This window comes from Methanoplanus limicola DSM 2279, assembly GCF_000243255.1.
In the GTDB taxonomy this organism is placed as follows: domain Archaea; phylum Halobacteriota; class Methanomicrobia; order Methanomicrobiales; family Methanomicrobiaceae; genus Methanoplanus; species Methanoplanus limicola.
Window position 1 is genome coordinate 1,390,096 of record NZ_CM001436.1, and the last position, 22,956, is coordinate 1,413,051.

Below are 22,956 nucleotides of genomic sequence, written 5' to 3' on the forward strand. Positions count from 1 at the left end.
TTTTTCGCCGGTGAATGTTTTTATCGTTAACAGCCACCGCTCTATACTCCGCACAGAAGTTGCTTTATCTTTTGTGAAATCGCAACCATCAGCAGCGTTAGCTATTATATCTGCATTTTTCTTTGCTTTTACTTTTTATTATTTTTTTAGCTGGTGCTGCGGCTTTTTGTATGTCTTCTGAATAAACGACATCCGAAAAGCCGCCTTACAGCTTATGGCGTACAGTTACTCAGATGGCTTTTCGGGTGTCCCTTAATTTATATGTAAGTTCATGGAATGATTAAACATGAGGGGAAAAGAGATCCGACTCGAAAGGATAATGAAGAGGGAAACCGGCACAACCGTTATTGTACCGATGGACCATGGTGTATCGTCAGGCCCTATTCCGGGCCTTATAGATCTTGAAAGAAGCGTTGATCTCATCGCACTCGGTGGTGCAAACGCCGTAATCGGGCACATGGGCCTTGCACTTCACGGACACAGAAAGGGAGGGCCGGATATCGGGCTTATACTGCATCTCTCAGCAAGCACAGATTTAGGCCCTGATCCCAATGACAAGGTGATGGTCAATACTGTTCAGAACGCCCTTAAAATGGGTGCTGACGGTGTTTCTATGCATGTAAATGTAGGTGCTGAATCCGAGGCGAGGATGCTTTCAGACCTTGGGAGAACGGCAATTGAGTGCATCGAATGGGGCATGCCGCTTCTTGCAATGATGTACCCGAGGGGCAAAAAGATTAATGACGAAAATATGATAAATTCGGTTAAGATTGCTGCAAGGGTGGCCTCTGAACTTGGCGCAGATATCGTAAAAACGGTGTACACCGGAGATCCGGACTCCTTCAGGGAGGTTACGGACGGCTGCCACGTTCCGGTGGTTATCGCCGGAGGATCAAAGACGAACGACATTGAGACCTTAAAGCTTATTGAGGGTGCAATGGAAGGCGGCGCTGCCGGTGTGTCTATCGGCAGGAATGCTTTCCAGCATGCACACCCTGACAGGTTCGTCCGTGCCGCTGCAATGATAGTGCATGAGAACAGAAGCGCTGAAGAGGCGATTGAAGTAATTAAAATGGGGATCTGAGATTATGATTGGTAAGGAAATCCGTCTTGAAAGGATAATGAACAGAAATACCGGAAGGACAGTTATTATTCCGATGGACCACGGCTTTACGCTCGGACAGATAGAGGGTCTTGGCGATATGCCAAAGATCATATCCGATGTATCCGACGGCGGTGCAAATGCCATCGTCCTTCATAAGGGAATGGTCAAGGCAGGACACAGGAAACACGGGCGTGATATCGGACTTATAGTGCATCTGTCAGCGAGCACATCCCTAAACCCCGATCCCAATGACAAAGTTATGGTATGCACGGTTGAGGAAGCCATCGGCATTGGTGCAGATGCGGTATCCATCCACATCAACCTCGGTGCCCCTCATGAGTCAAAGATGATTGAGGAGGCCGGAAAGGTGTCAAGGGAATGCACACGCTGGGGAATTCCGCTTCTTGTTATGATATACCCCAGGGGGGAAGGGGTTGATCCGGTTTCACTCCAGTCTGTAGGCCACTGTGTCAGGGTTGCGGAGGAACTTGGTGCAGATCTCATAAAGACCAATTACACAGGAGATCCTGAGACATTCAGGAAAATTACATCGTCATGCTCGGTGCCTGTCCTGGTAGCCGGCGGTGAGAAGGCCGGGGACCTTGAAACCCTTAGAACTGTCAGGGAATCTGTCCTGGCCGGAGGTGCAGGTGTCTGCCTCGGCAGAAATTCATTCCAGAGGAAGAATCCGGCAGAATTCATAAATGCACTCTGCAAAGTTGTCCACGATGAAGAAATGCCGGAAGAGGCGGTAAAAAATCTCTGAGGCTGGGTTATATGAAGGAATTCTGGGTTGATCTCAGCCGCTGGGACAAGGAACTTGCAACCGCTGCAATTGAGGGCGGTGCAACTGCAATATTATGCGAAAAGGCAGAGGATGTCAGGAAACTCGGCCGTATTAAAACGATCTCAGCAGATGGCGATCTAGTTTTGGGCAGGGATGTATTTGAAACTCATATTAAGGACACTGAGACAGCCGGAGAGGCTGCTGAGCTTTCAAAAAAGGGCTACACGATTGTCCACACCACAGACTGGACTGTAATTCCGCTTGAAAACCTGGTGGCAGGTTCTGACCGGATAATTGCTGCGGCTGAAGACGCAGCAGAGGTAAAGACGGCTCTTGGCGTTCTTGAAAAAGGTGTTGCCGGGATTATCCTGAAAAATCCGACCCCTGAAAAGATCAGGGAGGTTTCAGCAATAATCAGTGAAGGTACGGGTTTGATAGGTCTTGATACCTTCACAGTGACTTCTGTTTCAGATGCCGGAATGGGCGACCGTGTCTGTGTTGATACATGCACCCTGATGGAAGAGGGTGAGGGAATGCTCATTGGAAATACGTCATCGGCATTCCTCCTTGTTCATGCAGAAACGCTTGAAAACCCGTATGTTGCGCCGAGGCCGTTCAGGGTCAATGCCGGAGCAGTGCATGCCTATGCAATGATGGAGAATATGAAAACTTCATATCTTTCTGAGATTAAATCGGGAGACCGTGTGCTCATCGCAGACAGAGACGGAAAAACGTCAGGTGCGACCGTCGGCCGCGTCAAGATTGAGAAGAGGCCGATGCTTCTCATTAAGGCTGAATCCGGCGGAAAAGAGCATACCATGATACTCCAGAATGCAGAGACCATCAGGCTTGTAAAAGAGGGCGGAAGTCCCGTCTCTGTCATCTCCATAAAACCGGGCGACAAAATCCTCGGCCATATTGAGAAAGGCGGGCGGCATTTCGGAATGGCAGTGGATGAGAGCATTCTGGAGAAGTAAACCGGAATTTTCAGATGAAGGTAGGAATTATTGGCGGCACGGGCGGTATGGGCCGCCTCTTTGCCCCCGTATTTGAGAGGTCAGGTTTTGATGTCGCTGTCTCCGGCAGGAGCACGCCTCTCTCAAACCGTGATATTGCAGAAGAGTCTGATATTGTCATAGTTTCGGTTCCTATTCATGATACTGTACCTGTAATAGAAGAGATAGCGCCGTTTCTCAGAGAAGACCAGGTCCTCTGTGATTTTACTTCTGTAAAGAGCGGACCGGTCACTGCCATGTTAAAGACTGACGCAGAGGTCATAGGTCTTCACCCGATGTTTGGCCCTTCGGTCTCATCACTCTCAGGGCAGACAGTAATTTCAGTTCCTGCAAGGTGCAGGAGGGAGAGTGCTGCTCTCCTTTACAGGGTATTCAGAGGAGAGGATGCGACAGTCATTGAGATGGATGCCGGAGAGCATGACAGGGTGATGGGTGTTGTACAGGGCCTTGTCCATTTTGCGACCCTCTGTGTTGCTGATGCCGTCCGGAATTCAGGGCTTTCCCCTGATGTTATAATTCCCGTCATGAGTCCGGTGTACAGGATTGAGATGGGTCTTATCGGAAGGATACTCGGCCAGAGTCCGGAGCTGTACGGTGATATTCTTATGATGAATTCAGAATCCGGCGTGATGGCCGGGAAATTTTCAGAGTCGTCGGAAAATATGCTTAAATGTATCTCAGAGAAGGACTTTGAATCTTTTAAGGAGATTTTTGAGAAGAACAGTGAGTTCTTCTCCGGATACATCCCCCAGGCCACGAGGGATACCGACCTTGTAATTGATGCACTTGCCAAGTCAGGGAGGCCGCTTAAATGAGAATTGCAGCACTTGGCCCGGAAGGGACGTTCAGCCATGAACTTGCCGTGAAGATCTCAGGTGGTTCCGGGGTTCTTCTGCTCCCTACAATTAAGAGAGTATTTGATGAAGCTGAGTCCGGAAGGTCACTTGGCCTTGTTCCGGTTGAGAACAGTGATGCAGGAGGCGTTGGTGAGACCCTTGACGGGCTGATGGATACAGGGTGCAGGATTATTGCTGAGTACTATATGCAGATCCGGCATAATCTGGCATCTGATGGTGTAACGGCGGGCGGATGCAGAGTTATCTATGCCCACCCACAGTCCCATGCACAGTGCAGCAGGTTTATTGAAGATCTCGGCATTCCTGTCATTCATACGGCAAGCAATGCAGACAGTGCACAGCTTGCGCTTAAAAACTCCGGTTCATGTGCAGTTACATCCCTCTCAGCCGCAAAAATTTCCGGTCTTGAAATAATCAGTCCCGATATTCAGAATTCAGAGAACAATATCACAAGGTTTGTACTTATATCGTCTGACAGAGGGGAACCCTCCGGTGAAAATTACGGTGTGCCGGAAATGGCTTTTACTTCCGGCAGGAAAAAGTGCAGTATAATTGTCGACCCGGAGATTGACAGGCCCGGACTTTTATACAGTATCCTTGGTGTTTTTGCAGGTGAGAATATTAACCTTACAAAAATTGAGTCCAGGCCGTCCAGGAGGGGTATCGGGAGTTATGTCTTCTTCATTGACTTTGAAGCGGAATGCGTGGAGAAACTAATATCTTCGCTGAAGAGAATTGCAAAGGTGAAGGAACTTGGATGTTATGGAAGGGAGGAGGTGTAAATACGGGCTTAAAAATTAAAAAGGCGGGAACTGTTGATGTGGAATTCAGAGCACCGCCGTCGAAGAGTTACACGCACAGGGCACTCATATGTGCCGCACTTGCTGAAGGAGAGTCTTTTATAGGGAATCCGCTTGATTCCGAGGATATTGATGTGACTGTGAATGCCCTTATCCGGCTTGGGATCTCATGCAGGAAAATAAAAGACGGCATTGCCGTTGAAGGATGCGGAGGTGTATTTCCGGATGTCGGAGAGGTGATAATTGACTGCAGAAATTCCGGCACAACGCTCAGGCTGCTCTCAACCCTCGCCCTTCTCTCACCCGGAAGAGTGACCCTTACCGGCACGAAGAGGATGAAGGAGAGGCCGATAGGGGATCTTGCGGATGCGATAAAGCAGGCCGGTGGCGATGTTATCTTCATTGAGAAGGATGGATTTCCCCCTCTGAGAATTTCAGGCAGCCTCTCCGGGGGTAGGGTCATTGTTGACGCCTCTAAGTCAAGTCAGTATGTGTCCTCCCTCATGCTTACAGGGCCGTACTCTGATCATCCTATGAATATTATGCCCAAAGGGAGTATTGCCTCAAAACCTTATCTCAGGATTACCGCTGACGTTATGAGATCCTTTGGCATTGTTCCCGCAGATGTGAGCAACGGCAGCATTACGATCCCACAGGATGTATATTCTCCGTCGGACTATGCTGTCGAGGGGGACTACTCCTCTGCATCATATCTGTTTGCAGTTGCTGCTGTATGCGGCGGGCGTGTGAGGGTGAATAACCTCAATCCGCATTCCCTGCAGGGTGACAGGGCATTCCTGGGGATGTTAAAAGATATGGGCTGCGATATTGACCTGAACTCAGGAGAGGATTATGTTGTTGCAGAGTGCCGGAAGGGACTGAAGGGCATTGAAGTGGATATGTCAGGATCTCCTGATGTTATCCAGACGCTTGCCGCTGTGGCGCTCTTTGCAGACAGTCCCACAACAATACATGGTGTCGGGAATCTGAAGTACAAGGAGAGTGACAGGATTCAGGCTGTTATTGATATGGCTGAGGCATGCGGCGGGCGTGCTGAGGCAGGAGACGGGAGTGTTACAATATACCCCGCGGAGTTCAGGGAATGTCTGATCGATCCCGCTGATGATCACAGGACTGCGATGTCTGCGGCTGTTATCGGCCTTGGTGCAGGCGGGGTTGAGATCAAAAATCCGGAATGCGTCTCAAAGTCATACCCGGAATTTTTCACTGAATTAAGGAGGGCTGGCTTATTACACGAATAGTTCTTACCGGATTTCGCGGCAGCGGGAAGACAACTGTCGGAAAACTGCTCTCACTTAAACTGAATCTGCCCTTCATTGATACCGACACCCTTATTGAGGAAGAGCGGGGAATGTCAGTCTCAGATATATTTGAGGAGTTTGGTGAGGAGGATTTCCGGCTTACGGAATCTTCTGTGATCTCAGAACTTCCTCCGGGGGACTGTATTCTCTCTACCGGAGGAGGTGTTATTCTTGACCATGAGAATGTCAGGGTCCTGAGAGAGAATTCACTCGTTTTTTTCCTGAATATCACACCGGAGGAGTCTGTACGGAGAATTACCGGGAGTGAAAGACCGCCTCTGACCTCCCTTCCGCTTGATCATGAGGTTGCTGTGATAATGAAAGACCGGATGCCGGCTTACCTCAGGTCTTCGGATTTCTGCATTGACGGAGAACGCGGTCCTGAGAAGGTTTCTGATGAAATAGCCGGGATTGTGGAGTCCGGAGATCTGACCACTCAGGGGAGGGAGTTACTTCAGAAATTCTTTAAAAATTCCATGATGCCCTCAGAGGCTGAGAGGATACTTGCCCTTGATGCTGTCGGTGAAAGAAAGGCCTTTAATCTCTGCGCAATCTCCGGCAACCCCTGCATGCACTCAAAAAGTCCGGCGATATACAGAAAAATCTTTGAAAATTATGGAATTTCCGGGTTCTATACATATATGGAAGCGGCTGATTTCGGGGAAATTATCAGAACTGCCGAAATTTCAGGTATGAGGGGACTTAGCATCACCATCCCGTTCAAGGAGGACGCTGTGGATTTCATGAGTGAAATTTCACCCGATGCTGCGGCGATAGGTGCGGTAAATACTGCCGTTAATTTCTGCGGCAGATTTTACGGCTTTAATACCGACTGGATTGGAATTGCAGAACCCTTAAAGAGTTCGTTTAAGAATGCAGGCGAGAGCATAAAGGGTAAGAGTGCGGTTGTGGTCGGTGCAGGAGGCGCTGCCCGTGCGGCTGTTTATGCTCTGATTGTCCTTGGATTTGATGTGACTGTATTAAACCGGAATGAGAAGAAGGCTGCTGAACTTGCGGAGTCGTTTGAATGCCGTTCAGGCGGGTTAAATGAGATACACAGCTGTGTTTTTGATGTAATTATCAATGCGACTCCGGTGGGGATGAACAGGTCCGGGGGCTCCGTTGTCCCTGAATCTGTCCTTAGAGAGGGCATGAGGGTCTTTGATCTCGTGTACACGCCGGCTGATACAAAACTCCTGAAGATGGCTGAGAAGAAGGGGTGCATACCTATCTCCGGTACTGAGATGTTTGTGCACCAGGCAGTGGAGCAGTTCTTCCTGATGTTTGGTTTCAGGCCGGAAGAAGAGTTTATCCGTGAGGCGATGCTTTGAACACCTTCGGCAGATTTTTCAGGTTTACGACATTCGGCGAGAGCCATGGCAGGGCACTTGGAGTTGTTGTTGACGGCTGCCCTCCCGGGATTGAATTTTCAGAGGCTGATATGATACCGCTCCTTGAGAGAAGAAGGCCGGGTTTGTCCCCGCTTTCAACTCCGAGGTCTGAGTCCGATAACCCTGAGATACTCTCAGGTATATTTGAGGGTAAGACTACCGGAATGCCGGTTGCCATGATTGTCAGAAACAGGGATGCAAGAAGCGGTGATTATGAATCCGGAAAAGAGCTGTTCAGGCCCGGACATGCGGATTACACCTACCGTGAGAAGTACGGAATCCGTGATTACCGCGGCGGCGGCCGGAGTTCGGGCCGGGAAACGGTTTCGAGGGTTATGGCGGGTGCCCTTGCGATGAAGATGCTCTCTATAACCGGCATATCATTTAAAAGCAGGATTTTATCAGTGCACGGTATATCCGATCCGGGTTTGTTTGAAGATGAGATTCTCTCGGCAAAATCGGCCGGTGATTCTGTAGGCGGTGTTGCTGAGGTTACTGTAAAGGGATGCCCTGCCGGAGTCGGCGATCCGGTATTCGGCCGGCTTGATGCTGCTCTTTCGGCTGCGATGATGTCAGTCGGTGCTGTGAAAGGTGTTGAGATTGGGGACGGTTTCTCTTCAGCGGAAGTTTTTGGGAGTGAGAATAATGACTCTATGGCTTCCGATGAGTACGGCAATGTGAAATTTCTTTCAAACCATTCGGGCGGTATTCTCGGCGGCATCTCAACCGGAGAGGATATTGTCATCAGAATTGCTGTAAAACCGACACCATCCATATCGTCTGAGCAGCAGACTGTTGATATTCACGGGAATAACCGGTTAATCTCAACCGGAGGAAGGCATGATCCCTGCATAGTGCCGAGGATTACTGTTGTTGCGGAGGCAATGGCGGCGGTTGTGATTGCCGATTCGTACCTCTCAATGAGGGCATATGCCCCTTTTGAATAATTTTATGGGTTTTTTTGGCAGAATATCTGCAAAATTCTTTTTTTGTGATGCAGGTTTTATTATATTTCAATAGAATTTCTGCATATTGTTATATCCTTCTCTGTATCCACCAGAATAAATGTCCATGTTCCTCCGTCAAGGCCTGTAACATTGCCTGATTCAGGATTTTGTGCAGAAAGTACAAATTTTTCTTTAATTTTATGATAGAATAGATAGCCTGTATCCCCTGTTCTGAAATCTGTAAGACAGTTCCCTTTTGTTACTGTATGCATCTGTCCGTTGGGGTCTATTATTTTGATCTCCGCTTCATCGCCGGACTGTACGAGAATGTCATCCCCGGCAGCGTTGAATACCTTGAAGTAGTAGCCTCCTTCCGTTGCTATGACCGGTTCAATCTCGAAGTAAGCCTGTTTCGGACTTTCCTTCCAGACCGGAAGTCCGAATACGTACACCCCTGCAACCGCTATGAAGACAAGTGCAAGCCCCACCATCAGAAGGGTACCGATTATCGGTGCTTCTGCCCTTTCATGTTCAGTTATCTTCAGCATCTGATTCCTGTTATGGTTTTTCCCCGGAATTACATCTTTTTGAGAGAATTTTATAATCTGAAATCGCTATCCGGATATTAATTTATAAAAGATCACGATGGGATTTATAATTTTGGCGTAATATGCATCAGTCTGAAGGATGTTATGTTTTTGAGATTTTTTGCTGCTTTTTTCTTCTTAAAGTGTCAGAATCACTCATATGCCTGTTATTCATACTTATTTTAGATGTAGGGGTTTACGGTAATTTTGAAGGTAAGATTTTTCAGCTCGTCTTCGGTGATGCTGTTAACAAGCAGGCGGCTGATTACCTCGTCGCCATGGGCTTTCCGGATTGCACTTATCGCCTCCGCAGCCGTATCCAACTGCGGCGCAATCCCGGCTAAAAGCACCATTGCGGGCTTGAGCATTGCCGGATTTTTGACTACAAAAGTTCCAACCGTCGCCGCTGCCTTTGCCGCATCACCATACGCCGGGATCAGTGCTGCAAGGTTCAGGCCCGTTCCTATCCAATCTCCGCCGGAGATTGTTGCCCCGATGTCGCGAAGGTCATCTTTTCCTGAAGATGATATGCTCAAGAATCAGAACACTGACCACTCCGGCAACAAAACCGTTGGCGACAACCGGGCGTATAAGTAAAGGCAGTGAATCTGCGGCATCTGGTGGCAGAAATGAGATCAGGTTACCAAGAATGATGGGAAAACCGATGATAATTCCGTTATCGAAGTCAAACGGCTTACCTCTCAGGTCCCTGAAGAATACATAGAGAGCGGCAGAAAACTGAGATGACATGACAAAGAGAAGCAGACACCCTATGATAAGTGTTGGAATGGCGGCCATAAGGGGCACTGCTCCGGGAATAACGGCAAGTAATACCAGAATAACACCTGCCGGAATCAGGGTATATCGTGATGCATTCTTAGTGTCAAGTATCATTCCGGCACTTGTTGAGTAATTGACACCACCGACAGCACCGAAAAATCCGGAGAATGCGTTAATAATTCCGGTAAAGAACACTCCCCGCTTGTACCTCTCTCTCATACCTTCGGCTTCTGTTATATCACCAATTCCCTGAATAGAGCCGATATCGTTTACAATAAGAGCAAGATAGCAGATTAAAAATGAGATTATCACCCCTGGTTCAAATTCAGGATGAATTATTATAGAGTTTATTTCAGGCACATAAACCGCAGCAGAAAGTCCGTTCTCCAGAAATGATGTCAATTCCTGGGGGAAAACGATGAAATATGCCGCCGTTCCGATGATTATAATCCAGAGCAGAATTGTTGCCTTCCACAATCCCTTAAGAACCCGGTTGGCATAGATTATCAGCATCATTGCAGAAAAAGCAAAAATCAGTTTTAAAAAGACTCCCTCATCACAGCAGTCTCCGATAATCAGGTCAAGTATTGTCGGTATGAGTGTGAATGCTATCAGCATAAGAACAACTGTAATAACCCGTGTGGTAAACATCCGCCCGACAAACTGCAAAAGCCCTGCAGCAGCAATAAGGGAGCCTATAACCGCACTAATTACAATGGCAGTATAAACTGAATCCGGAGAATAACCGGCAGATGAAATAGTCCCTACAAGAAGCACTGCTGCAGGGCCAAACACCACCGGAAGCCTGTGTCCTGCGATAACCTGTATGACAAGAGCGACACCGGTTATGAACAGAAGCTTTTGCAGGTAAAAATTCGCTTCACCCGGATTATCGGTGTGCATCCCGGAGATTATCATTCCGATAATCAGCACGAATGAAAGCGAAATAGCCGCCCACATAATCCCGGTGGCGACATTCTCCACAAGTGGTGGCTTTTCATCTACCTCATACCTGAATTTCATCTGCAAATTCAGTTTATACCCGGAAATTAATACCTCTTGTCATCATCCTGCGGTCAGCAGACAGGACGCTGCTGAAACTGCCTGAAACATTTGCGTTAAAAAAAGAAATATTATGGGATAAAATCCCTTTCCGGTAATATTACTGCTGTTCTTCACTCATTGAAGATGAGATCTCCTCCGGTGTCTTTCCCCTGAACATAAGGCCGGTAATTACCATTACAATACCCCAGGCAACCGCAAAAATACCGAGAATCCAGACCATTGTTTCAGTGCCTATTCCGGGGAACATCATTATGTAAAAGCCTACAAAGAGTGAGAGTAAACCTGCAATTACAAGGAGTATCTTATAGCCAATTCCGGCGTTTCCTGTAAAGGCCATCCAGAAATCAGTAAATCCGGTCATCAGTGCCCAGAATGCTATCAGGTATGTAACCAGAAGCCATGCGGAAAGAATATTCGATATTGCGAAAAATCCAAGGATTACTGCAATAACGCCGAGAATTATGAGAGCGGCAGATGCACCTGCGCCCTCATGCGACTTTGCGCCCTGAATGATCGTAATAATTCCATAGACGATTACAAGGGCGCCGATGAAGTAACCAAAGAAGAGAATTACAAAAGGAGTCCATACCAGCGCTGCTGTCCCCATAATCAGTGCAAAGAGGCCCATCAGGACAAAAGTCCACCATCCGGGTGTGAAATTCATTGCACACCCTAAACTGTTATTTTCAGTCATTTTAATCAACCTTATGCTCTATTCTAAAGCATTAAGTAATATAATTGTTCGTATCCGGAAATCCATTCTTGTGAGCCGGAAAGTATTCCTGAGATATTTCTAATCGGGTAAAAATAAGATATGATTAATACATCCGGGGAGCAAGAAGAGAGTATGGCATTCTGGATTCCGGCATTTGCCGGGTTTCTCGTTATGATTCTGCTTGCACTGCTCTTTGGACATGCTCATCCTATGGCATCTTTTGCCGCACCTGTAATCGGTGGTTTCATCGCCGGAATACTGGTCAGTGAGGGGACGATGGAGGGAGCTAAGGCAGGATTCACCTCCGGAATATTCGGCGCAATTATCGCTTCCGTACTGATTCTGGTCGGGGGACTTGCATTTTTCGGCATAAGCGGACTTGCGGTTGGCATTGTTGTTGACATAGTAATTATTCTGATTTTCTCACTCTCCTTAGGCATTCTTGGAATGATCGGCGGTGCAGTCGGCGGGCTTTTCTCCCGCTGATCCTGCTGAAGAGAAGAATAAATTACGGATTCATATTTTTCACACTCCTTTTTCATGGCATACACGCAGAGATATATCTCTTTTAAGCTGCCATATTCATGTGATGGAAACCGGGATTTACAGGGATTCTGATTTTTCAGGCATCCTCAGTCTTGACAGCCAGTCAGGCACTGATAGTTATGCCTCTGCGGTATATTTCCGCCATGCAGCATCGATACATGCAGACACTTTTCTTGTTGCACGGGATGAGGAGAGGAATATTGCCGGGTACTGTATCGGAGGAATTATCCCGGGGAATCCGGAAGACGGATGGATTTTAAAAATTTATGTCGATTGCCAAAGGAGGCACGAGGGAATAGGCAGGAGACTTCTTGAAGAAACTATCGGGGTGCTTGAAGATTCGGGAGTTAAGAAGATCTGTCTGACGGTATCTCCGGCTAACGAACCGGCTCTTTTATTATACCAAAGATACGGTTTTACTCCTGAAGAGAGAATTAAGGATTATTTCGGAGAAGGTGAGGACCGGTTCTTAATGGTCAGGAATAAAAGTCATCCTGAGGTTTAATTGGTAATAATATGCCTGATTTAAGCATTTTCCGGCAATCTCACATAGCCTCAATTTTTCTGAATCTGAATATTATTCTCCAGTCCTGCTGTTCACGAAGTGTCAGCTCATTTATCTCCTGCAAAAAGTTACATAGTTCCGGAATTGTACTGGCATGGTTGATCTCATTTTTAATTGATGAGAGGTGCCTTACAGTATGTGAATATCTCTCTGCATTTCTGAGATATTCTCTCTGAGTTCTGACAGCGCCTATTGCGGAACCTATGGCCGGCAGTGAGATCGTCAGAAATGCAAGTGACATTGGTATTCTGTCATCATAATACGGTTCCCAGTGTCCTACTTCAAATGCATGCATGACTGCAAGAATCAATGTCAGAATGAAGAGAAATTCACCGACTATTGCCAAAATTCTATATTTTTTTGCTGCATCTGCACTAAATTTTTTGTAATAACCAAGTCTGTTATTCACCCAGGCTGAGAGGAAGAATTTACGCAGCGGTTCAAATGGAATATCTATTCTGCAGTAATTCAGCGGAACGGTCTTAATCATCTCCTCAAAGGCCATAACCATCCAGTCATTCGGACGGTTTGCAATGCTCATATGTGGCGGAGTATCCGGTTTTTCGCATGTTGTACAGATGACACAGAGAAAGAATGCTGCACGCATCCTCTCTGCAAGAAAGTTGTAGTCTATCCACTTCCTGTGATAATCTCCGTACCTTGACCCCATCATTAACACGATAATAAGGGCGATCTCAGCGACCTCAATCCATACAAGATAAGGTTTTTCCGGGAAGAAAATGGTCTGCATGGCGATTGTAGCGACAGCAAGAGCGGCAAGCAGAGATACTAAAATCCCGGTGATTCTGTAATATCTCTTGTACATCTTCATAAGAACTCTTGTTCTTGTGAAATGTGGCAGAAGTGTAGTATAGAGAGGTTCAAGACTCTTCCCATCAAGTCCTGCTTTTTCAGCCTCTTCATGGATCCCTTTCATGTATCTGCTCTGGTTCTTCTGAAAACTCCGTGCACTGAATTTTTCAGTATTGAAAATGTTTAGGTCCCTGTATGACTCAAATATTCTGTCTTCATGCGGAATTTCATATGTATGCCCGCTCTGAGGGTCCAGTGATACAATAGTTCTGCCATATCTTCTTGAAAGAGAGAATACGCTTCCTTTTTTGTATTCCGCTGATTTTGGTTCCCATTCGCCAATTAGAAAGATGATGTTTGAGTTGTCTATCACTGCGTCATATACAGGATCATATCCCGGCGTGGAATCCGTAAGTGAGAAGGATATTGTAATGTAAGGGAGCTTCTCGTTAAACGGGCATTTTTCATCGTTTTCATAGGGATGCTTAATGAGGGCGATTTCAGTTTCTGTACATCTTTTCCGGACCTGATCGGCAAAAAGCGATTCCAGTATCTTATGCTCTGAACCGGGGCGGTACGGAATTATAAAGCGATATCTGTGAGGTGTGTCTGAAAGAATTCCGTCTATTTTATTGAGATTTTTTTTGACTGCCTTTATTATACAGGTCAGGTTGAAATTTTCATCTGTAACTATGAGGCCTATTCTTACAGTTGTTCTGAGCGGCCCCGGGGTGACGAGGGGAGTTTCGTTATCCTGTCCCTGCATATCCGTGCTCATTGAATCTTCAAGAGGGCTTTTTTTAAAGGTCATATTTGCCGTTATTTTAATCTATCAGCTGATCCACCTTTTAGGGTTTATATCTCCTTCTCTCTGCTTTTACATAGTCCTGATTTTTTTCTTATCCTGTAGATCTACATATGTGCAGTTAAACATTCCTGTCATTTCCACATATATCCTCGATTTTAATTCTCAGGATATTTTCTGTAATCTCCTATGAAACAATACACTGTTTCATTCATTATCTGTGAACCAACTGGTTCATGAGTGACTTTTTATGCTCTGATGCTCACTCTTTTTTCCCGCCGGATAGAATAATTAATTAATAATATGGAATTTTTAAGAGAGAGAAAGGTTCATTTTGAGACCTATGGCTGTACCTTCAATTACGCTGATACGGGAAAATTAATGGATATAGCCCTCTCTCAGGGCTGTAAAGTTGTCCCTGCGGACGAGGCCGACACTGTCGTTATCAATACCTGCACGGTTGTCGCCCAGACCGAAAGGGCAATGATTAGGGCAGTTCAGGACTACAGCGACCGTGATGTTGTTGTAACGGGTTGCATGCCGGTTGTTCAGGCAGAACTGCTGAGAAGCGTAAGGCCTGACATCCGGATAATTCTCCCGGAGGAGATTTACAGGCATTCTGAGAGAATCGGTCATTCTGTTGAGGGTGGTGTCGGCGTTGTCCAGATGGGAACCGGATGCCTTGGCAGCTGTTCCTACTGCATCACCAGGTTTGCCCGTGGAGAGCTTCACAGCAATCCGGTTGCAGATATTGTATCCGAGACTGAAAGACTGATTTCTGAGGGTGTTCATGAAATTCAGCTTACAGGACAGGATGTAAGTGCCTACGGTTATGATAACGGTGAAAATCTCGGCACTCTTTTAAAAGCAATGGCAGAGGTTGAGGGTGAATTTGAGATCCGGGCCGGTATGATGAATCCAAAGACAGTTCTGCCGTATCTGGACGAGATTATCGATGGATTTCTCTCAGATAAAATCTTTAAGTTTATTCATATCCCCGTCCAGTCAGGTTCTGACAGAGTTCTTTCTGATATGGGTAGGGGTTATACATCAGCAGATTTTGAGAGAATTGTGACAGAGTTCCGGAAGAAAGTCCCGGACATCAGGGTATCAACAGACCTGATTGTCGGATTTCCGACTGAATCAGAAGAGGACTTTAAGGAGACCCTTGAGATGGTTAAGAGGGTCTGCCCGACAAAGGTCAATATCACACGGTTTTCAGTGCGTGAAAACACTCCTGCGGCGGAATATAAGGATATGCCGGACTGGATAAAGAAGGAGAGGTCAAGAGCGCTTACTATTGCTGTGCATGATATTTACAACCGGAATAATGAGTCTTTGATTGGGAGAATAATTCCGGTGTCGGTTACGGAGAAAAAGAAGGCGGGAACGGTCATCGCCCGTGACAGGTCATACAATAATATTGTTGTTATGGGGGATCACAGCATCGGTGAGTCCTTCGATGCAGAGATCACCGGGCACAGAACCCATTATCTGATCGGTGAGAAGATCTGATCCACGGGTTGCTACCGGAAAATATATCCTTTTTTTATAGGGGCTTTTAATTCTCTTTCTGTCAGTCCCCGAACATATTGAACATCGGTTTTGTAGGGTCATATTCCTCATCCATCCCGAATATGAGCTTATGGGTCCCTGTATATTCCTTTCCGTCCTCATTTTTGTAGCTGAGGTATATATTTGCACTTCCTTCAAGGTTTTCTGCGCTGTAGTCAAAGACTCCGTCAGGCTCAATCTTTCCGGCTGAGAAACTTATGTCCTTCTTCTTTATCTCCCCTTTTACATCCAGTGCAGGATGGTTTCCGATATTTGCAAGGACAATCTTTCTTTTGTCGTCTGATACATAAGGGATTACGAGAGGTCTTTCACCTACTTTTTTGCCGGAGTCATTGATTATGAAGGCCATTATTATTGTCCCGGTTATTATGACTCCAAAACCTATGAAGAGCAGGTTTATCATACCGAGGAATAGCGTTGCCGCAATACATACTCCGATTACGACAGTCCTGAACGTATTCATTAAAAGGTAATTGGATGGAAGATATATTTCAGTTTCCATATGTTCACCGGACGGGGTAACTATCCCGTGTGATATACGGATCAAAGAAAGAGTGTTTTTTAGTATCCGGAACAATTCTTTGATCAATGGATATAATTGAGGAAGGTTTTGACTGTATTGTCAGTAAATTAAAGGAAGCAAAGAAGGATGAGAGTGAGTTATCCGGAAAAATAAAGGAGAATGAGGTTCTTCTCCTTGCGCGTATGGGCGAGAAGGCAGCGTCTCTTGTGGAGAATTACGGGCTTAATATGCTTCTTCGTGCGAAAAATGACGGGAAGGGGGAACTTTACGACACTATATATTATGATAATAAAATGTTCATACTTGCAAAGAGTGATCCCCTGCCTTTCAGGCCGGACAATTCTTCAATGCCCGTGTCCGACCAGTTCTGCGTCCTTGATTCGGAAGGGAAGTTTTTTGAGATCTATTATTCAGCCCATGAATACATGACAGATTCATACGCTGAAGAGATGACTCCTGAAAGGGCTTTTGAAATTTACGGATATGAGATTATATTTATGCTCTATAAGGCATTTCAGCAGTATCTGAAGGAAGAGCAGGATCTTGTGCACTCACTCGAGAAGACGGTTGCATTTGTATTTAAGAAAGATTCTGAAGATAATAAGGCTTGAAAATCCTCCTATGAAACAATACACTGTTTCATTCATCATCTGTGAACCAGCTGGTTCATGAGTGACTTTTTTTACTCAGGTTCTTAAGTGTACCTGGTTCTGAATCAGAGCCGGGACCTGTTACATCTCAGACAATATTATTATATTCTGCCCGAATATATCCTCTAATTAAGAATGGAGATTATCTGATATGGAGATGAGCAGCGTATGCCAGAGTTGCGGGATGCCGCTTTCCGGAGATGAAGTCAGGGGTACAGAAAAGAATGGTGGAAAATCCGGAATATACTGCATTTACTGTTATATGAATGGAGAATTCACCGTTCCGGAACTTACTGAGGCTGAGGTTATTGGAAAGGGTGGTCAGATTCTTGCAGAGATTTACGGCATGCCCCCCGAAAAGGCGAAGGAGCTTGCATCTGAGCAGGTGCCTCTTCTGAAGAGATGGAGCGGCAGGATAGTCCCGTCGTGCCAGAGCTGCGGAATGCCTATGAAAGATGAGAGTGATTTCGGAACTGAAGAGGATGGCTCTTTAAACCGTTTGTACTGCCATTTCTGCTACAGTGACGGAGAATTTACTGAACCGGGACTGACGAGGGAAGGGATGATTCAGAAATGTGCGCCGATGATGGCAGATCGTTTTTCCGTGCCGGAAGAGAAGGCCAAAATTATGGTTGAAAATTTCATATCCGGGCTTAAACGCTGGAATGAATGACAATATCAGGTCATTTTTTTAAAGAAACTTTTCAGTCTGAAGCAGTTAATAAGTAATAATTTACAAAAAGTGTAGTGGGCCCGGTGCGACTCGAACGCACGACCTCCCGGTTATCAGCCGGGTGCACCACCGACTATGCTACGGGCCCTGATTGCTGTTGCCTAGATACATTGGATCTGGTTGTTGTTATATCTTTTGATTTTAATCCTGCTTTCACGCAGGTTATCGGGGAATTATTTCTCTTTTTTTTGTACCGGATTCCCGGGTGAAATAACAGCACTCTTTTATTATTAAAATGTCTAATTTAAACTGTATAATTATCCGGAATTTTAGATGAGAGGAATATAAGGCCTGTTTGTTCCCTCATGAACAGTGGGAAAACTCCGGTTTTCCATTCTGTTATGCTGCCTTTAATGTATTATTCAGTATGACTGTTCAGGAGACTGCTCCTGAAAGTAACCGGGCAATAATGTAAGAGCGCCGTAATTTCCGGAAAAAAAACAAGGAACTGATTGATAATGAGAATACTTCACACCTCGGACTGGCATATAGGGCATAACCTCTATGGCAAAAGCAGATATGAGGAATTTGAGGCCTTTTTTGACTGGCTTATCGACTGTATAAATAAAGAGCGCATTGAAGCCCTCATAGTTTCGGGTGATATATTTGATACAACAAATCCGTCCAACCGTTCGCTTGAGATATATTACAGGTTTTTATGGAGACTGTCGGAGACCGGCTGCCGTTACGCAATAATCACCGGCGGCAATCACGACTCTCCCTCCCTTCTGAACGCGCCAAGGGAGATTCTCAGGTGCATGAACCTTCATATCTTCGGGGCGGTGACAGATGAGATACGTGATCATATTGTAGTTCTTAACAATGCTGAAGGTATTCCCTGTGCGGTTGTCTGTGCAGTGCCGTATCTGAGGGACAGGGATATAAGAAGATACAGGCCCGGACTGGATGCCGAAGAGAAGGGCCTTGAAATGATAGCTGCAATAGGTGAATTTTACAGAAAGGTCGCAGATGAGGCAGAAAAAACCGTTAAAGAGTCCGGCTGTGAGATCCCTGTCATCGCAACCGGGCATCTCTTCGCTGCCGGAGGAATGACCACCGAAGGAGACGGCGTGCGTGACCTTTATGTCGGGAAACTTTCGGCTTTCAGCCCGTCAGGTTTTCCGGATGCCTTTGATTATGTGGCGCTTGGCCATCTGCATATGCCGCAGAAATCAGGAAAAGATCATATCAGGTACAGCGGCGCACCTCTCCCGATAGGGTTCTGTGAGGCAGGGAGGAAGAAGTCTGTGGTGGTTGCCGATTTTTCATCCGGAAAAACACCTCTTCTTGAAGAGATTACTGTACCGTGCTTTCTGCCGCTTTATTCCCTTAAGGGTGACAGTGCAGAGGTTGCCGGCAGACTCAGGGAGCTTATAGCATCCGGTGAAAAATGCTCTGTGGAGATTATCTATGAAGGCGGGGCATCGGCAGTTGAGGTGAACAGGCGCTTTTCTGAGATGGTTAAGGATACGCCTGTCGAGGTACTCCGGATTAAGAATATCCGTATTGCCAGGGAGTCTGAGGAATCGTACGACTCCTGCACAACACTTGAGGACCTCGATGAAAATGAGGTCTTCAGGCGGTGCCTTGCTGAAAACGGGGTGCCGGAAGAGGATTACGGGGAACTCCTCTGCGCTTATGGTGAGATTCTTGCCGGGATCCATGAAGGAGACCATAATGCAGAGTAGGTGGCTTAAATGAAGATTCTGAAATTACGCTTTAAAAACCTCAACTCGCTCTACGGCAGGTGGGAGATTGATTTTACAGTGCCTGAGTATGAGTCCGGCGGTATCTTTGCGATAACAGGGCCGACAGGTTCAGGCAAGACAACAATACTTGATGCTCTGTCCATTGCCCTCTATGGTGAGACGCCAAGGCTTGGAAAGATCTCACAGTCTGCAAATGAGACGATGTCAAGGCTCTCATCCGACTGCTTTGCCGAAGTTGAGTTTGAATCTGCGAAAGGGTCCTTCTGCTGTAGTTTCAGCCAGAAGAAGTCCGGAAATATTCCCGGCGGAAAACTCCAGGGGCCTAAACATGAGATTTCTGACCTTAAAACCGGAAAGATAATCGAGGAGAAAAAATCGAAGGTGCCTCTTGTTGTCGAGGAGGTGACGGGCATGAATTATGATCGCTTCAAGCGCTCAATTATGCTGGCACAGGGTGACTTTGCGGTCTTCCTGAATTCCCGTCCGGCAGATCGTGCGCCCGTTCTTGAGCAGATCACCGGCACTGAGATCTACACTGAAATCTCTGTAAAGGTGCATGAAAGAAGGAAATATGAGCAGAATATTCTTGACGGAATGGAGGAGTCGCTCAGGGCCATAAACATTCTCTCTGATGAGGAGGAGTCGGAACTGAAGGAGAGGCTTTGTTCACTTGAAAAGGAAAGTTCCCTTGTAAAAGCAAAGCTTGAAGAGACTGAAAGGTTTATCCGCTGGATTGAAAACATCTCCCGCATTGAAGCGGATATTGGCCGTTTAAATGATGAAAGAGAGAGAATTTCTCTTTTAAGGGACAATTCATCAGAGGACCTTGAGAGGCTTGAAGTTTTCAGAAGAGCCTCGCATTTTAAGAATATATATGATAATCTCCTGCAGAGCAGGGCACGGCTGTATGATGAGAGTAAAGCCTTTGATGAACTAAGTGCGGTTCTTCCTGAATTGCAAAAGCGATATCAGCTCTCTGTAGCTGAGTATGAGTCTGCACTCAGGCAGAGGGATGGTGCTTCCCGGAATTTTAACGACAGCCTTGAAGTTATTAAAAAAACCAGAGAGTATGATATACGGATCAACGGTTGCCTGAAGAGTATATCCTCTGCTTTAAAGAGCCTTGAGGAGATGAAGGATAAGAAGGAGAGCTATAAGGAAAATATCTCCCGTATATCAGGCAACATTCTCTGTCTGGAGTCTGAAGCAGAAAAACTCAGGCAGTATCTCTCCGGGAATGAGAGGCTCAAAAAACTCAGGGATAATATTGCCCTCATTGAAGAGAAGGCAAAGAGATATTCTGCCTTCCTTAGGGATGGAGAGGCACTGGCGTTAAAACTTGAAAAATCCCAAAATGACATCTCTGAGAGAGAGGAGGATATTTCCGGCAGACAAAAAACCCTTGCAGAGATTAAAGGCAGCATTTCTGAAAGCAGGGTTAAGACTGAAGAACTCTCGGAAAAAACAGAGAGCCTTCTTGGCGGCCGGAAAATTGGTGACTTTTATGGACTTGACAGGGAATATTCCGGACTGTCCATATATCTTAAGGATGCTCTCCGGTATTCCGATGAGATAAAAGCTGCTGATGATAAACTCTCCTCGCTCGGTGCAGAGGTTGAAAAGGACAGTTCTGAGCTGATAAAACTTAAAGATAAGTATTCAGATCTCTCCGGCAGAAAGGTTGAGAAGGCTGAATTTATCAGGGTGCTGGAGGAGAATTACGCACTTGCATCGAAGATTAAAAGCCTTGACGAGGAGAGGAAGAGGCTTGTTCCAGGAAAACCATGTCCGCTCTGCGGTTCGGCAGAACATCCGTACGCAGAAGAGGCTCCTGTATCTGACAAAATGAAGCCTGAAATTGAGGCTGAGAAATTGCTTCTTGATGAGATCACCTCTCAGATCTCAGGGATATTTTCCGCGATTGCGGTTCTTGAATCAAAGATTAAAGCGGATAAGAAGAGATCTGAAGAGCTGATGTCCGGAACAAAAGAGCTTAATGCGAAGCTTTCAGTGTGCCTGGATAATGCCGGAATGAACCCTGAAGAGTCAGGCAGGGATGAGATCCTGGAGAAGATCGCCTGTTATGACGGTGAACTCGCAAAGGTCCGGGCCGTTCTCAGGGATTATGAACCCCTGTACAATGAACTCCGTGAGTCAGAAGAGATGCTCTCCGGACTTTCTGAGAGGTCAGCGGCTGCTGAGAGCGATCTCCGGGATGCCGAATTTCTCCTGAAGGAGGCCATATCTGCGGAAGAGAGAATTTCAGGTGATCTCGTAAAGATTAGGGATGAGGCAGGGGTTCTTATGGCTCTGCTTGAGAATGAGTTCCTTTCGTACTCTCCGGGAGATGAACTGCCGGAAGAGAGAGGAGAAATACCTGTTATCCTGAGGGATATTCTCTCTGTGTACAGTACAAAGGAGAGAGAGTATGCAGGCTGCGAAGAAAAACTTGCTATCTGCCGTTCAGATCTCGATAAATATTCTGCACTGCTCTCAGAGGCTGAAGAGCGGATTCAGCACAGCTCCGGGGAGGCCGGAAAGCTTGAATCTGAGCTTGATATCCTGAAATCCCAAAGATTTAAATTATTCGGGGATAAAAATCCTGATGATGAGGAGGGGCGGCTTAAAAATCTTGCAGACCTGGCTGAAGCTTTACTTGTTGAGGTGCGTGAAAAGAAGGAAAATCTCTATTCTGAAGTTATAAGGCTTGAGAGCAGAGCTGAAGGCCTTGAGAAGACGATCTCTTCCCTGAAATATGATACTGCGGTTTTAAGCGAAAGCTTCCTCTCTAAAATACGGAATTCCGGTTTTGAATCAGAAGCCACTTTCGAGGAGGCGCTCATGCCGGAGTCTGACGCTGAACGTATTGCGGCAGTGGAAGAGGAGATCAAAACCGGAGAGACGAGGGTTACAAACCTTCTCTCGGAGCAGTCCGGAATTCTTGCTGCTGAGAGGGAGAAGAGACTGACTGAGATGCCGGAGGGTGAACTCCGTGATGTTTATACAGCGTTTACTGAGAGGCAGAGGGAGACTGACCGTTCAACCGGTGAAGTCTCCGTGAGGCTGAAGACAAATGATGAGCAGAAGGGTCTCGCATCCGGAAAATTAAAGGAGATTGAGGAGCAGAAGAAGGTTCTTCTCCGGTGGGGTAAGCTCAATGAGCTTATCGGCTCACATAACGGGAGCAAATTCCAGAGGTTTGCGCAGGGGCTTACCTTTGAGATTCTGGTATCTCATGCTAACAGTCAGCTCAGGAAGATGAGTGATCGGTACATACTTGTCAGAAGCGATTCAGATCCTCTTGAGCTTGGCATAGTTGACAACTATCAGGCCGGAGAGGTCAGGTCAACCAAAAATCTCTCAGGAGGTGAGAGTTTCATTGTCAGCCTCGCCCTTGCACTTGGACTATCCGATATGTCGGGCAGCCGGGTCAGGGTGGATTCGCTCTTCCTTGATGAGGGATTTGGAACACTTGATGAGAATGCCCTTGATATTGCACTTGACACGCTCTCAGGGCTTCAGCATGAAGGCAAGACAATAGGAGTAATATCCCACGTTCCTGCCCTTAAAGAGAGAATATCAACCCGTATCCGGGTGCAGAGGAAGAGCAGCGGGAGAAGTGTAATCAACGGGCCGGGATGCAGGGAGATGGCATAATTATCAGA

The 22,956-nt window shown here is 46.4% G+C and carries 21 protein-coding genes and 1 tRNA gene; 15 read left to right on the top strand and 7 right to left on the bottom strand.

Translation table 11 applies throughout. The features are described from left to right. The first annotated feature begins 286 nt into the window (after positions 1 to 286). Genes METLIM_RS06770 through METLIM_RS06805 form a run of 8 tightly spaced genes read left to right on the top strand, consistent with a single transcriptional unit; the run spans position 287 to position 8,225 of the window. Positions 287 to 1,084, top strand: a complete 798-nt coding sequence (locus METLIM_RS06770; RefSeq protein ID WP_004077206.1) for a 2-amino-3,7-dideoxy-D-threo-hept-6-ulosonate synthase — start codon at positions 287 to 289, stop codon at positions 1,082 to 1,084. Positions 1,085 to 1,088: 4 nt separating this feature from the next. After that, complete coding sequence (locus METLIM_RS06775) at positions 1,089 to 1,871, top strand: 2-amino-3,7-dideoxy-D-threo-hept-6-ulosonate synthase (RefSeq protein ID WP_004077207.1); 783 nt, start codon at positions 1,089 to 1,091, stop codon at positions 1,869 to 1,871. A gap of 11 nt (positions 1,872 to 1,882) precedes the next feature. Continuing rightward, positions 1,883 to 2,869 (top strand): 3-dehydroquinate synthase II, encoded by a 987-nt coding sequence (locus METLIM_RS06780; protein WP_004077208.1) that lies wholly within the window; start codon positions 1,883 to 1,885, stop codon positions 2,867 to 2,869. 14 nt (positions 2,870 to 2,883) lie between these two features. Next, positions 2,884 to 3,723: a prephenate dehydrogenase/arogenate dehydrogenase family protein gene (locus tag METLIM_RS06785; RefSeq protein WP_004077209.1), complete on the top strand. Its 840-nt coding sequence runs from the start codon at positions 2,884 to 2,886 to the stop codon at positions 3,721 to 3,723. Continuing rightward, positions 3,720 to 4,547 carry a prephenate dehydratase gene (locus METLIM_RS06790; protein ID WP_004077210.1) on the top strand — a complete coding sequence of 276 codons (828 nt, stop codon included), beginning with the start codon at positions 3,720 to 3,722 and terminating at the stop codon, positions 4,545 to 4,547. The genes METLIM_RS06785 and METLIM_RS06790 overlap by 4 nt, the downstream gene beginning before the upstream one ends. Then, positions 4,523 to 5,827, top strand: coding sequence for a 3-phosphoshikimate 1-carboxyvinyltransferase (gene aroA, locus METLIM_RS06795; protein ID WP_004077211.1), 1,305 nt, complete (start codon positions 4,523 to 4,525; stop codon positions 5,825 to 5,827). The genes METLIM_RS06790 and aroA overlap by 25 nt, the downstream gene beginning before the upstream one ends. Beyond that, the gene (gene aroE, locus METLIM_RS16050) at positions 5,824 to 7,218 is read left to right on the top strand and encodes a shikimate dehydrogenase (RefSeq protein ID WP_281034221.1); all 1,395 of its coding nucleotides are present in this window, start codon (positions 5,824 to 5,826) and stop codon (positions 7,216 to 7,218) included. The genes aroA and aroE overlap by 4 nt, the downstream gene beginning before the upstream one ends. Then, entirely contained in the window at positions 7,215 to 8,225 is a 1,011-nt protein-coding gene (locus tag METLIM_RS06805; protein ID WP_004077213.1) for a chorismate synthase, read from the top strand. Before aroE ends, METLIM_RS06805 begins: the two co-directional genes overlap by 4 nt. Positions 8,226 to 8,284: 59 nt before the next feature. On the opposite strand, the gene METLIM_RS06810 is transcribed toward METLIM_RS06805, so the two are convergent. From METLIM_RS06810 to METLIM_RS06825, 4 genes are all read right to left on the bottom strand, one after another. Further along, complete coding sequence (locus tag METLIM_RS06810; RefSeq protein ID WP_004077214.1) at positions 8,285 to 8,773, bottom strand: type IV pilin; 489 nt, start codon at positions 8,771 to 8,773, stop codon at positions 8,285 to 8,287. A gap of 221 nt (positions 8,774 to 8,994) precedes the next feature. Beyond that, entirely contained in the window at positions 8,995 to 9,348 is a 354-nt protein-coding gene (locus tag METLIM_RS06815) for a hypothetical protein (RefSeq protein ID WP_004077215.1), read from the bottom strand. Beyond that, a complete protein-coding gene (locus METLIM_RS06820; RefSeq protein ID WP_004077216.1) occupies positions 9,320 to 10,615 on the bottom strand; it encodes a uracil-xanthine permease family protein in 1,296 nt (431 codons plus the stop codon). The genes METLIM_RS06815 and METLIM_RS06820 overlap by 29 nt, the downstream gene beginning before the upstream one ends. A gap of 139 nt (positions 10,616 to 10,754) precedes the next feature. After that, the gene (locus METLIM_RS06825; protein WP_004077217.1) at positions 10,755 to 11,351 is read right to left on the bottom strand and encodes an HdeD family acid-resistance protein; all 597 of its coding nucleotides are present in this window, start codon (positions 11,349 to 11,351) and stop codon (positions 10,755 to 10,757) included. A 120-nt stretch (positions 11,352 to 11,471) separates the two neighbouring features. Between METLIM_RS06825 and METLIM_RS06830 the strand changes: the two genes are divergently transcribed. Continuing rightward, positions 11,472 to 11,858 carry a DUF5518 domain-containing protein gene (locus METLIM_RS06830; protein ID WP_245543607.1) on the top strand — a complete coding sequence of 129 codons (387 nt, stop codon included), beginning with the start codon at positions 11,472 to 11,474 and terminating at the stop codon, positions 11,856 to 11,858. 103 nt (positions 11,859 to 11,961) lie between these two features. Continuing rightward, positions 11,962 to 12,423: a GNAT family N-acetyltransferase gene (locus METLIM_RS06835; RefSeq protein WP_004077219.1), complete on the top strand. Its 462-nt coding sequence runs from the start codon at positions 11,962 to 11,964 to the stop codon at positions 12,421 to 12,423. Between the two features lie 40 nt (positions 12,424 to 12,463). Here METLIM_RS06835 and METLIM_RS06840 read toward each other — a convergent pair whose 3' ends face one another. Next, positions 12,464 to 14,107, bottom strand: a complete 1,644-nt coding sequence (locus METLIM_RS06840) for a hypothetical protein (protein ID WP_004077220.1) — start codon at positions 14,105 to 14,107, stop codon at positions 12,464 to 12,466. Positions 14,108 to 14,404: 297 nt separating this feature from the next. Here METLIM_RS06840 and METLIM_RS06845 point away from each other — a divergent pair, with 297 nt between their 5' ends. Continuing rightward, complete coding sequence (locus METLIM_RS06845; RefSeq protein WP_004077221.1) at positions 14,405 to 15,616, top strand: tRNA (N(6)-L-threonylcarbamoyladenosine(37)-C(2))-methylthiotransferase; 1,212 nt, start codon at positions 14,405 to 14,407, stop codon at positions 15,614 to 15,616. A gap of 61 nt (positions 15,617 to 15,677) precedes the next feature. Here METLIM_RS06845 and METLIM_RS06850 read toward each other — a convergent pair whose 3' ends face one another. Continuing rightward, on the bottom strand, positions 15,678 to 16,178 hold the full coding sequence (locus tag METLIM_RS06850) for a hypothetical protein (RefSeq protein ID WP_004077222.1): 501 nt from the start codon (positions 16,176 to 16,178) through the stop codon (positions 15,678 to 15,680). Positions 16,179 to 16,264: 86 nt separating this feature from the next. On the opposite strand from METLIM_RS06850, the gene METLIM_RS06855 reads away from it, so the two are divergent. Further along, positions 16,265 to 16,810, top strand: coding sequence for a hypothetical protein (locus METLIM_RS06855; protein ID WP_004077223.1), 546 nt, complete (start codon positions 16,265 to 16,267; stop codon positions 16,808 to 16,810). A 190-nt stretch (positions 16,811 to 17,000) separates the two neighbouring features. Continuing rightward, positions 17,001 to 17,522, top strand: coding sequence for a zinc ribbon domain-containing protein (locus METLIM_RS16055; protein WP_004077224.1), 522 nt, complete (start codon positions 17,001 to 17,003; stop codon positions 17,520 to 17,522). A gap of 75 nt (positions 17,523 to 17,597) precedes the next feature. Here the strand turns inward: METLIM_RS16055 and METLIM_RS06865 are convergent. Further along, positions 17,598 to 17,670 (bottom strand) — tRNA-Ile (locus METLIM_RS06865). Between the two features lie 370 nt (positions 17,671 to 18,040). On the opposite strand from METLIM_RS06865, the gene METLIM_RS06870 reads away from it, so the two are divergent. Further along, positions 18,041 to 19,270: an exonuclease SbcCD subunit D C-terminal domain-containing protein gene (locus METLIM_RS06870; RefSeq protein WP_004077225.1), complete on the top strand. Its 1,230-nt coding sequence runs from the start codon at positions 18,041 to 18,043 to the stop codon at positions 19,268 to 19,270. A 9-nt stretch (positions 19,271 to 19,279) separates the two neighbouring features. Continuing rightward, positions 19,280 to 22,948, top strand: a complete 3,669-nt coding sequence (locus METLIM_RS15505) for an AAA family ATPase (protein ID WP_004077226.1) — start codon at positions 19,280 to 19,282, stop codon at positions 22,946 to 22,948. Positions 22,949 to 22,956: the final 8 nt, after the last annotated feature.

Excerpts from the sequence above, each read along its gene's own strand:
- METLIM_RS06850 (WP_004077222.1), bottom strand. The coding sequence starts at position 16,178 with ATGGAAACTGAAATATATCTTCCATCCAATTACCTTTTAATGAATACG.
- METLIM_RS06870 (WP_004077225.1), top strand. The coding sequence starts at position 18,041 with ATGAGAATACTTCACACCTCGGACTGGCATATAGGGCATAACCTCTAT.
- METLIM_RS06780 (WP_004077208.1), top strand. The coding sequence starts at position 1,883 with ATGAAGGAATTCTGGGTTGATCTCAGCCGCTGGGACAAGGAACTTGCA.
- METLIM_RS06770 (WP_004077206.1), top strand. The coding sequence starts at position 287 with ATGAGGGGAAAAGAGATCCGACTCGAAAGGATAATGAAGAGGGAAACC.
- METLIM_RS16055 (WP_004077224.1), top strand. The coding sequence starts at position 17,001 with ATGGAGATGAGCAGCGTATGCCAGAGTTGCGGGATGCCGCTTTCCGGA.
- METLIM_RS15505 (WP_004077226.1), top strand. The coding sequence starts at position 19,280 with ATGAAGATTCTGAAATTACGCTTTAAAAACCTCAACTCGCTCTACGGC.
- METLIM_RS06775 (WP_004077207.1), top strand. The coding sequence starts at position 1,089 with ATGATTGGTAAGGAAATCCGTCTTGAAAGGATAATGAACAGAAATACC.
- METLIM_RS06810 (WP_004077214.1), bottom strand. The coding sequence starts at position 8,773 with ATGCTGAAGATAACTGAACATGAAAGGGCAGAAGCACCGATAATCGGT.
- METLIM_RS06845 (WP_004077221.1), top strand. The coding sequence starts at position 14,405 with ATGGAATTTTTAAGAGAGAGAAAGGTTCATTTTGAGACCTATGGCTGT.
- METLIM_RS06790 (WP_004077210.1), top strand. The coding sequence starts at position 3,720 with ATGAGAATTGCAGCACTTGGCCCGGAAGGGACGTTCAGCCATGAACTT.
- METLIM_RS06855 (WP_004077223.1), top strand. The coding sequence starts at position 16,265 with ATGGATATAATTGAGGAAGGTTTTGACTGTATTGTCAGTAAATTAAAG.
- METLIM_RS06840 (WP_004077220.1), bottom strand. The coding sequence starts at position 14,107 with ATGACCTTTAAAAAAAGCCCTCTTGAAGATTCAATGAGCACGGATATG.
- aroA (WP_004077211.1), top strand. The coding sequence starts at position 4,523 with ATGTTATGGAAGGGAGGAGGTGTAAATACGGGCTTAAAAATTAAAAAG.
- METLIM_RS06785 (WP_004077209.1), top strand. The coding sequence starts at position 2,884 with ATGAAGGTAGGAATTATTGGCGGCACGGGCGGTATGGGCCGCCTCTTT.
- METLIM_RS06825 (WP_004077217.1), bottom strand. The coding sequence starts at position 11,351 with ATGACTGAAAATAACAGTTTAGGGTGTGCAATGAATTTCACACCCGGA.
- METLIM_RS06820 (WP_004077216.1), bottom strand. The coding sequence starts at position 10,615 with ATGAAATTCAGGTATGAGGTAGATGAAAAGCCACCACTTGTGGAGAAT.
- METLIM_RS06835 (WP_004077219.1), top strand. The coding sequence starts at position 11,962 with ATGGAAACCGGGATTTACAGGGATTCTGATTTTTCAGGCATCCTCAGT.
- METLIM_RS06830 (WP_245543607.1), top strand. The coding sequence starts at position 11,472 with ATGATTAATACATCCGGGGAGCAAGAAGAGAGTATGGCATTCTGGATT.